At 43.8% G+C, this 12388-nt stretch carries 11 protein-coding genes and 1 pseudogene; 8 read left to right on the forward strand and 4 right to left on the reverse strand.

Features of this window, described 5'->3' with window-relative positions:
• Positions 1 to 33 precede the first annotated feature (33 nt).
• Positions 34 to 345 carry a DUF6482 family protein gene (locus OU793_RS20310; RefSeq protein ID WP_005481791.1) on the forward strand — a complete coding sequence of 104 codons (312 nt, stop codon included), beginning with the start codon at positions 34 to 36 and terminating at the stop codon, positions 343 to 345.
• A 14-nt stretch (positions 346 to 359) separates the two neighbouring features.
• Here OU793_RS20310 and mutH read toward each other — a convergent pair whose 3' ends face one another.
• A complete protein-coding gene (gene mutH, locus OU793_RS20315; protein WP_021450221.1) occupies positions 360 to 1040 on the reverse strand; it encodes a DNA mismatch repair endonuclease MutH in 681 nt (226 codons plus the stop codon).
• Between the two features lie 618 nt (positions 1041 to 1658).
• Between mutH and rppH the strand changes: the two genes are divergently transcribed.
• The 5 genes from rppH (at position 1659) to OU793_RS20340 (ending at position 7001) form a co-directional block, all read left to right on the forward strand.
• Positions 1659 to 2183, forward strand: a complete 525-nt coding sequence (rppH, locus tag OU793_RS20320) for an RNA pyrophosphohydrolase (protein WP_005457789.1) — start codon at positions 1659 to 1661, stop codon at positions 2181 to 2183.
• Between the two features lie 2 nt (positions 2184 to 2185).
• Positions 2186 to 4432, forward strand: coding sequence for a phosphoenolpyruvate--protein phosphotransferase (ptsP, locus tag OU793_RS20325; protein WP_005497165.1), 2247 nt, complete (start codon positions 2186 to 2188; stop codon positions 4430 to 4432).
• A 6-nt stretch (positions 4433 to 4438) separates the two neighbouring features.
• Positions 4439 to 5230 carry a sulfite exporter TauE/SafE family protein gene (locus OU793_RS20330; RefSeq protein ID WP_005481395.1) on the forward strand — a complete coding sequence of 264 codons (792 nt, stop codon included), beginning with the start codon at positions 4439 to 4441 and terminating at the stop codon, positions 5228 to 5230.
• A gap of 88 nt (positions 5231 to 5318) precedes the next feature.
• Positions 5319 to 6140: a prolipoprotein diacylglyceryl transferase gene (lgt, locus tag OU793_RS20335; protein ID WP_005497169.1), complete on the forward strand. Its 822-nt coding sequence runs from the start codon at positions 5319 to 5321 to the stop codon at positions 6138 to 6140.
• A gap of 9 nt (positions 6141 to 6149) precedes the next feature.
• Positions 6150 to 7001: a thymidylate synthase gene (locus OU793_RS20340; protein ID WP_005481388.1), complete on the forward strand. Its 852-nt coding sequence runs from the start codon at positions 6150 to 6152 to the stop codon at positions 6999 to 7001.
• A gap of 72 nt (positions 7002 to 7073) precedes the next feature.
• On the opposite strand, the gene OU793_RS20345 is transcribed toward OU793_RS20340, so the two are convergent.
• Entirely contained in the window at positions 7074 to 8231 is a 1158-nt protein-coding gene (locus OU793_RS20345; RefSeq protein ID WP_159404173.1) for a flavohemoglobin expression-modulating QEGLA motif protein, read from the reverse strand.
• A gap of 291 nt (positions 8232 to 8522) precedes the next feature.
• Positions 8523 to 9671, reverse strand: a complete 1149-nt coding sequence (locus tag OU793_RS20350) for a Na/Pi symporter (protein WP_005497177.1) — start codon at positions 9669 to 9671, stop codon at positions 8523 to 8525.
• Between the two features lie 384 nt (positions 9672 to 10055).
• Here OU793_RS20350 and nhaR point away from each other — a divergent pair, with 384 nt between their 5' ends.
• Both nhaR and OU793_RS20360 read left to right on the forward strand, forming a co-directional pair.
• Entirely contained in the window at positions 10056 to 10946 is an 891-nt protein-coding gene (nhaR, locus tag OU793_RS20355) for a transcriptional activator NhaR (protein WP_005457134.1), read from the forward strand.
• Positions 10947 to 11238: 292 nt separating this feature from the next.
• Positions 11239 to 11516 (forward strand): annotated as a pseudogene (locus OU793_RS20360) (ArsR/SmtB family transcription factor).
• 198 nt (positions 11517 to 11714) lie between these two features.
• Here the strand turns inward: OU793_RS20360 and rpsT are convergent.
• Positions 11715 to 11975, reverse strand: coding sequence for a 30S ribosomal protein S20 (gene rpsT, locus OU793_RS20365; RefSeq protein ID WP_005381938.1), 261 nt, complete (start codon positions 11973 to 11975; stop codon positions 11715 to 11717).
• Positions 11976 to 12388: the final 413 nt, after the last annotated feature.

Below are 12388 nucleotides of genomic sequence, written 5' to 3' on the forward strand. Positions count from 1 at the left end.
TACACTAAAAAGATCTTGTGAAGGAGGTGCACTATGCAGAAGCATCAACTGGACATGTGGCTACATGGTCAACATAAAGACACCTATACGTTACCCAAAGTATTTGTCATTGGGTGTTCCGATGTCTCTGACTATTTGCTAGCTGTGGAATACAAGCACCAGCTAGAGCCGATTAAAGATGGAGAGGAACCGCTTCATTTTGGTTCTTTAGATTTGGTGAAAGAAGAGCTGCTCAGGTTAGGTATCGACAAAGCTTATTTGCGGTTACACAACGCTTACGATGAGTGCGGTAGTGAGGGTACTGCCTCTTACTGCGATATCGAATTATCGTTGGTTACCCATTAGAGTGAACAGATGAGTTACTCAGATTGCACATTGATATAGTGCTTCAGTAAGATCTGTTCGGTGAATTGTGTTCGCAGGTAAAAGCCTCGTGGTAGCGTCTTCATTGGTTTCCCGTTGGAGCTATAGGCTTCAGTTAGTGCTTTGGCATTAGCGGCCTTTGGGCGTAAGTGAAGCGCTTCGCCATGTCTGGCTGAAATTTGATCAAATTTGCCAAAGACGATCATTTCCATCAGTTCTTCCCAGTCATTTCGTAAGATCTGCTCTTCTTCTTTATCTGGCGACCAAATAAGAGGTGTCCCTACACGACGCTCGGCAAGGGGGATTTCTCGTTCACCTTCCACAGGTACCCACAATACGCGCGAGAGCTTATTGCGCACATGGCTGGTTTCCCATGTCAGTCCTTGAACACCAGTTAAGGGTGCAACGCATACAAATGTAGTTTCTAACGGTCGTCCGTTGTAGCCAATTGGAATGCTCTTTAACTCGATACCAAGTTTGGAAAAGTCTTGTTGAGGTTTGCTACCCGCAGGAGCGCCCAAATGCCATTCCAGCAATTGTCCCACCCAGCCTTTATCGCGTTTGAGGTTTTCTGGAACGATCATCTCTGCTTCGTCCGCTAATTCCGCAAAACTGAGTCCGGCAATATCGTGAGCGCGTTCCATTAACTCCGCTTCTGATTGTGGTTCTGGTTTCATAATAACTGCATGACAATGGAAAAATCCTAGTCTAACAAATTTCAACAAAATCTACTGTCCAAGATTTCATCGAGATGGATTAAGAATGATCAATTCATAACTTATCCACAGATATAGGTGCATATAAGTGGATCTACTGATGGGCTGGATGAATAAACAGGGGTTTTGAAACGTTTTTAGGCTTGATTTTATGTAGATGTCATGAAGTTAGAGAATGAATGTGTGGATAAATAACCGATCGGTTGATCTTTGACCGATCTGAGTTTGGTGAAAAGAACATCAGAATTGACAAGATCGTTTTATCACCAGGTTTGTTTTTAAGTTTATATTTATCATTGAGTTATGATTGGTCGTTATTTTTATTGATGAGTAAGAGAATAATGCTTTTGATTGAAAATCGGAGTTGATATGGAATTCTTCACAAAGTTATTCACAGAAAAGGTGAATAAATGTGGGCAATGTCTCACTCTTGTGTTGATAAACTTTAATTTGATTAAAAGATATCCAATAACGGTGAAAAGGTAATAAATCTTGCTCATATCACATCAGTAAGTTTGCTAGTAATGGGGATATGTGGAAAAATCACGGTAATAAAAAATTATTCATAGAGGTTAGCCAGTGATAGATGGCGATGGTTACCGACTGAATGTTGGTATTGTGATATGTAATAACCATGGTCAGGTCTTCTGGGCTAAACGATACGGGCAACACTCATGGCAATTTCCACAAGGTGGGATTGACGAAGGTGAAACACCTGAACAGGCGATGTTCAGGGAGTTGTATGAAGAAGTCGGATTAACGAAAAAAGACGTTAAGATCATTGCAACAAGTCGTCATTGGTTAAGATATAAACTACCAAAGCGATTGGTGCGTTGGGACTCCAAGCCTGTTTGTATCGGCCAAAAACAGAAATGGTTTCTGCTGCGATTGGAATGCGATGAATCGCGCATCAATATGCAGCGCGGGAAATCCCCTGAATTTGATGGTTGGCGCTGGGTGAGCTATTGGTATCCAGTTAGGCAAGTTGTTTCTTTCAAGCGTGATGTTTATCGTCGAGCGATGAAAGAGTTTGCATCTTTAGCCATGCCTTTTCGAGAGAGAAAAGCGAAAGGGAAAAGAAAAAAGCAACAACGTAGAGGATAGTCATGCTCAGCCAGCTAAGGGAAATAGTTGAGAAAGTCTCCAGAGTCGATGATGTGCATCTGGCACTCGATATATTGGTAAAAGAGACTTGTGCCGCCCTTCGCACTGAGTGCTGTACTATCTATCTCGCCAACGAAGAAATGCAGCGCCTTGAGTTGATGGCAACTCAAGGCCTTATTTTTGAAGGCGATAGCATCCACATTAATTTCAATGAAGGTTTAGTTGGTCTCGTTAAACGCAGCGCAGAACCTCTTAACCTCGCAGAAGCCTCAAAACACCCTGAATTTAAATTCTTCCCGCAGCTTGGTGAACAGGTTTATCACTCTTTCCTCGCCACTCCAATCATCCATCGCAAACAAGTATTAGGTGTATTAGTCATTCAGCAAAAGACGCCACGATTGTTTAGTGAGATGGAAGAATCTTTCTTAGTGACCTTATCTGCACAGTTAGCCGTGATCATCGCTCACGCGCAAAGTTTAGGCCATTGGCAATTAGCCTCAAAACCGACGGTTCTTAAAGGCTTGCCTGCATCAACAGGTGTCGCCATCGGAGAGTTTTGGTTTGACAACACGCAGCCGAGTTTGTCGGACGTATTCCCGTCTTCTACGCTGGATAAAGAGCGAGAGCAAGAGCTGCTGCTGGTAGCGATTGAGCGTGCGCTGAATGATTTCCGCCGGATGCGGAAAAAGTTCGACAGCGAAATCAATAAAGATGCGTTAGCGATATTCGATTTGTTTACCCACTTGCTCAATGATCCAATGTTGCGCGGCGATCTTAAGAAACAGATTGAAAAAGGCGATCGAGCGGATTGGGCCTTGCGTCAGGTAGTCGAAACTTATTCAAACCGCTTTGCTCGTATGTCAGATGTGTATTTGCGTGAACGAGCACAAGATATCCGAGAGTTGGGGCAAAGGTTGCTGTATTTTCTGCACAACAGTGAGCAAGAGAATGCGGCCATCGATCGTCCTATCATCTTAGTGGCCAATGAGCTTACTGCGACTTTGTTAGCATCGGTGCCGAAAGAACATTTATTAGCGGTCGTTTCGCTTGAAGGGGGCGCAAACTCACACGCTGCAATTCTTTCGCGTGCATTGGGTGTGCCGGCCGTTATGGGCGCTAACATCAATACGGATGTGGTTAACGGAAAATTAGGCATCGTTGATGGCTATACGGGCGAGATTTTTCTTGAGCCCAACCGCCAGCTGTTACGTGAGTATCGCAGTTTAGTTAGTGAAGAGTCAGAGCTCTTCGCGATGGTCAATAAAGATCTCGCGTTACCTGCCGTAACGTTAGATAACCAGCACATTGAAGTGATGCTGAATGCGGGTCTCAGTGCCGATAGCAACATTGCCATTAATACAGGCGTCGATGGTGTCGGTTTATATCGAACTGAAATTGCATTTTTACTTCAACATCACTTTCCATCGGAAGATGAGCAGTATCATCAATATCGAGCAATATTAAACAGCTACTCGAGCCAACGCGTGGTGATGCGTACTCTGGACATCGGTGGTGATAAACCATTGCCATACCTGCCAATCGAAGAGGACAATCCGTTTTTAGGTTGGCGCGGGATTCGCTTTACGTTAGATCATCCTGATATCTTTTTGATTCAATTGCGTGCGATGCTAAGAGCCAGTGCTGAAAGTGGTAATTTAAGTATCTTGTTACCCATGGTATCTGGTATTAAAGAGCTGGATGATGCGATGACGCTGATCAACCAAGCCTACAGCGAAGTTGTCTTGCTTGATGAGCGTATCCAGGCTCCAAAAGTCGGGGTGATGATAGAAGTGCCATCGATGGTATATCTGCTTCCTGCCATCGCGCATCGAGTGGATTTTGTCTCTGTTGGTACTAACGACTTAACTCAGTATTTACTGGCGGTGGATCGGAACAATTCCCGCGTCGCTGATGTCTATGAATCCATGCATCCGGCAGTGCTGTTAGCACTCAAACAGATTCATGACGTGTGCGATAAATATCATGTGCCAGTGTGCATCTGCGGTGAATTAGCCGGTGATCCATTTGGTGCGCTCTTATTACTTGGGTTGGGATACACCAGCTTAAGTATGAACACATCTAACGTGGCTAAGGTGAAGTATTTGATTCGTCATAGCCAACAACAGGAACTAGAAAAACTAGCAGAACAGGCGATGACAAAATCGTACGGAGAGGAGATTCATCAAATGATGCATGATTTCTTTATCCAACAAGGTTTTGCAGGCTTCGTTCGTGCAGGGAAAAAGTAGGTAATCGTGACCGTCTCTTTATTTTTGTTATTGCTGGCGCTGGGCGCTTTTGTTGGTGTGATGGCGGGGCTACTCGGCATTGGGGGCGGATTAATCGTCGTACCTGCGTTGTTATTTTTGCTGCCTTGGGCGGGCATTTCTCCAGAAATGAGCATGCACATGGCGCTTGCGACATCTCTGGCAAGCATCATCGTCACATCAGGTTCTTCTGCTCTCAACCATCTTAAACTTGGCAACGTAGATATGTTTGTTGTGAAGTGGCTAATGCCCGGAGTGGTGATTGGCGGTTTTGTTGGTGCCAACATTGCCGAATGGATCCCAACGCATTACTTGCCGAAAGTATTTGGTGTCATTGTACTGTGTCTAGCTGTACAGATGTTCCGATCCATTAAAGTAAAAAGTGAGAAGCCAATGCCGAGTAGTCCGGTCACTATGATGTACGGAACGGGAATTGGTGTGGTTTCTAGCTTAGCTGGTATCGGTGGTGGTTCTTTATCTGTGCCTTTTCTCAACAAGCACGGCGTAGAAATGCGTAAAGCGGTCGGCTCATCGTCAGTTTGTGGCTGCATCATCGCCATCTCTGGCATGATCGGCTTTATTTTGCACGGCTATAAGGTTGAAGGTTTACCTGCGTACAGTATTGGTTATGTTTACCTTCCTGCGTTACTTGCGATTGCGATGACTTCGATGTTGACCACGAAAGTGGGGGCGAAGCTCGCGACCAATCTTCCTACTGCGGTATTAAAGAAAATATTCGCAATATTCTTGATGTTTGTTGCAGCAACAATGCTGCTGTAAGTTTATTCCCAAGTTATTCACGCTGAACCGAGCATTTGAGGTGACTTGGGTATATTGGTTTTATTTGTAAATAAGAAGAGAATGATTTATGTCTCAGGGATACCTTCAATTTCCCAATATTGATCCGGTTTTAGTCTCTATTGGTCCTGTTTCAATTCGTTGGTACGGTTTGATGTACCTCGTCGGTTTCATGTTTGCATTGTGGTTGGCGAACCGTCGTGCTGACAAACCAGGCAGCGGCTGGACTCGAGAGCAAGTCTCTGATCTACTTTTCGCGGGCTTCTTAGGGGTCGTCATCGGTGGTCGCGTCGGTTACGTTATCTTCTATAACTTTGAACTGTTTTTAGATGATCCTTTGTATCTCTTCAAAGTTTGGACTGGCGGTATGTCGTTCCACGGTGGTTTGTTGGGTGTGATTACGGCAATGTTCTGGTATGCACACAAGAACGGTCGTACCTTCTTTGGTGTAGCGGACTTTGTCGCGCCGTTAGTGCCATTTGGCTTGGGTATGGGCCGTATGGGTAACTTCATGAACAGCGAGCTTTGGGGGCGTGTAACAGACGTTCCTTGGGCTATCGTTTTCCCAAATGGCGGGCCTTTACCACGTCACCCATCGCAACTGTATGAAATGCTGTTAGAAGGCGTAGTGCTGTTTTTCATCTTGAACTGGTTCATCAAAAAGCCTCGCCCATTGGGTTCGGTGTCAGGGCTATTTTTAGCTGGATATGGTACATTCCGCTTCTTAGTCGAGTTCGTTCGCGAACCGGATGCTCAGCTTGGTCTATTTGGTGGTTATATTTCGATGGGACAAATTCTATCAACGCCAATGATCGTGTTGGGTATTCTGATGATGGTTTGGGCTTACAAACGTGGTCTTTACCAAGACAAAGCTCAAGTTAAAACGAAGTAAGGTATTGGTGTGAAACAGTATTTAGATTTGTGTCAACGCATCGTTGATCAAGGTGTTTGGGTTGAAAATGAACGTACAGGTAAGCGTTGCCTGACGGTAATCAACGCGGATTTAACCTACGATGTTGCGAACAATCAATTCCCATTGGTAACGACGCGTAAAAGTTTTTGGAAAGCAGCAGTGGCTGAGCTACTTGGCTACATTCGTGGTTATGATAATGCTGAAGATTTCCGTAAATTAGGCACCAAAACGTGGGATGCGAACGCCAACCTAAACGACGCTTGGTTGAATAACCCATACCGTAAGGGTGAAGACGACATGGGCCGTGTGTACGGCGTTCAAGGTCGTGCATGGGCAAAGCCTGATGGTGGTCATATCGACCAGCTACGCAAGATTGTGGATGATTTGACTCGCGGTGTTGATGACCGTGGTGAAATCTTGAACTTCTACAACCCTGGTGAGTTCCATATGGGGTGCTTGCGACCTTGTATGTACAGTCATCATTTCTCGCTACTGGATGACACTTTGTATCTCAACAGTACACAGCGTTCGTGCGATGTGCCGCTTGGATTGAACTTCAACATGGTTCAAGTTTATGTGTTCTTAGCGATCATGGCGCAAATTACGGGTAAGAAGCCAGGTCAGGCCTTCCATAAAATCGTTAACGCGCACATTTATGAAGATCAGCTTGAGTTGATGCGCGATGTTCAGTTGAAGCGTGAACCGTTGCAAGCACCAACATTCCATATCAATCCGGAGATTAAATCTCTAGAAGATTTGGAAACTTGGGTGACACTGGATGACTTTTGGGTAGAAGGGTACGAACACCACGATCCAATTCGTTATCCATTCTCAGTGTAATCACGCTGGTTCTTGATACTACAAAAAGCTCCGAATGGAGCTTTTTTGCTTTTGCGATGCGTTTGAGTTTCGTTACTTCAATGCGCTAACGATATAGCGATGAATCGGGTTAGTTTGCTTCGGAGTCGATAACGCAGGGCTAATGAACTTCGGTTGTGTGAAAATCCCTTTATTAACGAGAGAACGGATCAGATCGAAATACTTCAATTCCGTTTTACCACATAGCAGCAGTGAAAAATCATCCCCTAGCTTATCGTACGCGTTGAGCACTTCTCTAAATCCTCTCAGGTACAAATAATCTTTAGTTAAGCCACCTCCGCGGTATACGCGCGAAGTAATAGTAAAGGCTTGAACGTCAGACGCTTTGTACTGCTCCTTCAGCAACATAAAGGTATGGCGGAAATCGCGCTCTTTAATCATAGATTCTACAGCTAGCACGCGAAGAGCTAAGGTTCTTAAACGTTTGATACTGAAGTGTCCAGAGAGGTACTCACACAAAATGGCCAACCCTTCCTGCGTATTGGTATTGGCAGGGCAACCTAAACTAAGCACTTTAAGTGGCTGTTGACGGCCATTAAGCGTAGTTAGCAAATGCACGCCCATCTCGTGGTGTGCGAGTGCTTCAAGCTCGTCAGTTGTGATGTGCGCAGCGCTGTTAATCTTCACTCGAGAGCCTGACACCAAAGCGTTTGCTAGCATACCATCTAAGATTTGAATTTCACATTCGTACCCATTTTTATCGGCGAAGCTTTGCATGAAATGAGCAATGGAGCGGCTATCATGCTCTGGTTTGCTTTCTTCTTCTGTCGGCAGATGCAAAATGAAATGTGCGTTAGCAATGTCTTTCGCACTTGGTTCACCGTAATAGAGCAGAGAGTTGTATAGGAACTCTTGCGTACCTATGGTGTTGACTTGATCAAGTTTGTCGGCGTAAGACTGAATGACATCCTCATAAAGCTTTTGTAACTGAGCATCTTCGATGTGTTCCAAAGGCAATTCGTACAAACGGCGTTTTGACTGATGAGTGTCAAGAGGCGCTTTCTGGTACTGAAAGTTAGGTTCTTGCGAGTACTTATTACTGATGAACCTTTCTCGCTCTTGGGCGTAATTAAGCGGGTTTACGCTGCTAAGAATATCAATATCAGTGACTAATTGAGTGAGGTTTTCATCTATTGCTAATAGCTGGCTAGAAATTGGTTCATTAAACTGAGCCATGTCGTTCAACTCCATGTGAAGGTAAGACCTTTTCAACTAAGCGCAGAGTACCTGTCAGTCATCGAAGACAACTATGGGAGGCAAGAGCCGTTATCCACTGTGTATATGACCGTCTCTGTACTTTTGGCTAACGGTGATTGTATTGAAAGAGGTGGAGCCAAATTATCATTGAGTGTTTGGTTTGAACAACAAATATTTCTCAGTCTCAATCGGAGTTACATCAGCTCTCATTTTTGCATCATGATTACAGATACAAAAAAGGCCCCACAGCGTGGAGCCTTAAACAATAAGCGATGGTTGGTATTATCAGGTTGTCAGAGCAAGGATTGCGCCTGGCAGAATGATGAATACAGACATCAGGTAGCCACCCACAACGGCTTTGTTTTTGATAGCAAGCTCTGAAATCATTTCAGCGCCTTTTACTGGGATTTCACGTAAGAACGGAATACCAAAGATAAACAGTGTCGCCAAAATATTAAAGGTTAAGTGTACTAGCGCAATCTGAAGAGCAAACACAGCAAACTCACCAGATACGGCGGTAGCTGCAAGTAGCGCAGTGATACATGTACCGATGTTCGCACCTAGAGTGAATGGGTAAATGTCACGAACTTTAAGAACACCAGTACCTACAAGTGGAACCATCAAGCTTGTTGTTGTTGATGAAGATTGTACCAACACCGTCACGATCGAGCCTGATACGATACCGTGGATAGGACCACGACCAATTGCATTCTTCAGAATATCGCGAGCACGGCCAACCATTAGGCTCTTCATTAGCTTACCCATTACTGTGATAGCAACGAAGATTGTAGCGATGCCTAAAGCAATTAGAGCCACGCCACCCATGGTGTCACCAAATGTTGATAGCGGTTCTTTGATAGCAGAAACAACAGGCTTAGTGATTGGCTTGATGAAGTCAAAACCCTTCATGCTCATGTCGCCAGTGTTCAATAGTGGCGAAACCAACCAGTGAGAAATTTTCTCTAGAATGCCGAACATCATTTCCAAAGGAAGGAAGATCAGAACAGCAAGAAGGTTAAAGAAGTCGTGGATCGTCGCACTAGCAAATGCGCGCTTGAATTCTTCCTTACAACGTACGTGACCTAGTGAAACCAAAGTATTGGTCACTGTGGTACCAATATTGGCACCCATTACCATTGGAATCGCTGTCTCTACAGGTAGACCACCTGCAACTAAGCCCACAATAATAGAAGTTACAGTACTTGAGGATTGGATTAGGGCTGTTGCTACTAGGCCGATCATAAGACCAGCGATAGGGTGAGATGCAAACTCAAACAATACTTTTGCTTGGTCGCCAGTTGCCCATTTGAAACCGCTACCAACCATAGATACTGCTAGAAGAAGCAGATACAGCATGAATGCCAAGTTAGCCCAGCGTAACCAACGAGTCGTGCTCGAGATAGGCGCTGCTGTTGAAGTAGCTTGGTTCATCATAATTTTCTCCGTTGACCTTTAAGTTCGTTTTTCGGTCTTAAGTTGAAACTTCGGGCGATGTTAGAGAACAAATATTTCAGTAATATTACAGATTGATTTCTGTGGGCACTTTTTATTGTGCTTTTTAATAGTTCCAAAAAGATAGCGGATTATCCTGTTTTAATTTATTGAAAAATATAGGTTTTATTGGTTTTATAAACTGAGGTTTTTTTGATGAAAATTCGATAAAAAGTGCGTTTTACTTCAAGTTTTATGACAATACTGAGATTGTATTTTCGGTAAAACTTAATTTTAGTTGGTTAAAGTGATGGTTTTGCCGAGTATCTTGTCTGTCTCTGTCACATTTGGTATAAAAAGCATCACCTTCTTTTCTGGAATTGGCCGATGTCACATCTAAATTACAACCATCTTTATTACTTCTGGATGGTGTGCAAGCAAGGCTCTGTTACCAAGGCCGCGGATGCGCTTTTTCTCACTCCTCAAACGGTGACCGGGCAAATCAAAGCGCTTGAAGAGCGGATGAAAGGCAAGCTAACCAAGCGAAACGGCCGTACTGTAGAACCAACAGAACTCGGACAATTGGTCTTCAAATATGCGGATCGTATGTTTGGTTTAAGCTATGAGATGCTTGATATTGTGAACTACAGTCAGCACTCCAACATTTTGTTTGAAGTTGGTGTAGCCGATGCGCTGTCAAAACGGCTAGTTAGTAAAGTACTGATGACAACCGTGCCTGAAGACAACAGTATCCACTTACGTTGTTACGAGTCGACGCACGAACTGTTATTAGAACGGCTATCGCAGCACAAGTTGGATATGATTCTTTCTGATTGCCCGGTGGACTCGACGCAAAGCCCAGGCCTTTATAGTAAGAAGCTTGGCGAGAGTAGCATGAGTTTCTTTGCATCTTCTGACATTCCAGACGTGAAGTTCCCTGAAATTTTGGAAAAGAAAAAGCTGTTGATCCCAGCAAGTCGAACGGCAATGGGGCGAAAAGTCATTCAATGGTTTGATCGCCAAGGATTACAACCTGATGTCTTGGGAGAGTTTGATGACGTCGCGTTGATGAAAGCCTTTGCGAGATACCGTGATGATGTGATCTTTTTGGCGCCGACGGTTTACATGTCAGAAATCGAAGATGACCGCAGCCTACAGTTGATCGGTCATGTTGAGGATTTGAAAGAAGAGTATTACGTTATTTTCGCCGAGCGAATGATTCAGCATCCTGCGGTAAAAAACGTATGTGATGCTGATTTCAGTCAAATGTTTGAGTAAACCCGTATCGTTGCTCAAATAAATAGATTACTATCGATAAAAATATAAATCTAAATGATACCTAAGTAATTCAAGATACTTGGTTTAGTGAGCAAAATTATTTCTCGTCGATAAAGCCCCAGTGAACACTGCTGGTGGGTAAAATTGATGTATCGCTTTAAAGCTAAATTTAGAGGTTCTAATAAAGAAGACTCTGGAGAAGAATCTTGATGTTCTTAGAGATATTAAATCAGTGCAACACAACAAGCTGGCCAGGGTTGGAATAAGTAAGTTGTAGCTAGAGGTCCAACACATGAATCTACAAGAAATGGAGAAAAACTCCGCAAAAGCCGTCGTGTTGCTCAACGCCTACAAATTCTTTGTATGCTGCATAACCAAGAGTTGTCCGTTGGGGAGCTGTGTACCAAACTGGAATTAAGCCAGTCGGCGTTATCGCAACATTTAGCTTGGCTTCGTCGTGACGAATTGGTCGCGACGAGAAAAGAAGCGCAAACGGTGTATTACACGTTAAAAAGTGATGAGGTGAAGACATTGATTCAAACCCTTCACGGTCTTTATTGCGCAAACTGATCGCACAGACTGAAATGCGTAAGGGTTATCTGTGTTGTTTAGGCAACGGTAGGTAACTGGCAGATTTGAGTCGTTCTAAATAACAAAAGCTGGCAGTGCCAGCTTTTTTCTTATCTTGGATTCGTGATTTGACGAATTTTAGCTATAAAAAAACCGACATAAAGCCGGTTTTTTCTTCACTGTAAAATCAAGTGTCTATTAAAGAGCTTTGATTTGTGCAGCGAAACGAGACTTATGGCGAGCTGCTTTATTCTTGTGAATAAGGCCTTTAGTTGCCATGCGGTCTAGGATAGGTGTAACTACAGCGAATGCAGCAGTTGCAGCTTCTTTGTCGCCTGCTTCGATAGCAGCAACAGTTTTCTTCATGTAAGTACGCATCATTGAGCGACGGCTAGCATTGTGCTGACGACGTTTCTCAGCTTGGATAGCGCGCTTCTTAGCAGATTTACTATTTGCCAAGGGTCTAACTCCCAAAAACTTAGTTCTGTGACAATTTAAGGGCGAGGAATATCCCTCATTTGCGCCTAAATGTCAAATGATTTGTGCAAAAACCCATCTAAACCAAAACAAATTTTGGTATGAAAGGTTATCGCGGTTAAGATGGCGGGGATTCTAACAGCATTTTTATACCAATGCTAATAATTATCCGCTTAGAACTAACAATAAACGGATATATTTTTGACGTCTATTTAGAGCCTCCACGAGCTTAACAGTATAGGGTTGGCTGTCTTATAGTGATATTCCGAGGTTACAGTGAGTAAACGACTACTCAAGTCAGGCATGATCGTCAGTGCTATGACATTAATTTCCCGCGTTCTGGGTTTAGTTCGCGATGTTGTAGTGGCAAATTTAATGGGGGCAGGAGCAAGCGC

The organism is Vibrio sp. VP6, from assembly GCF_028823755.1.
Lineage (GTDB): Bacteria > Pseudomonadota > Gammaproteobacteria > Enterobacterales > Vibrionaceae > Vibrio > Vibrio parahaemolyticus.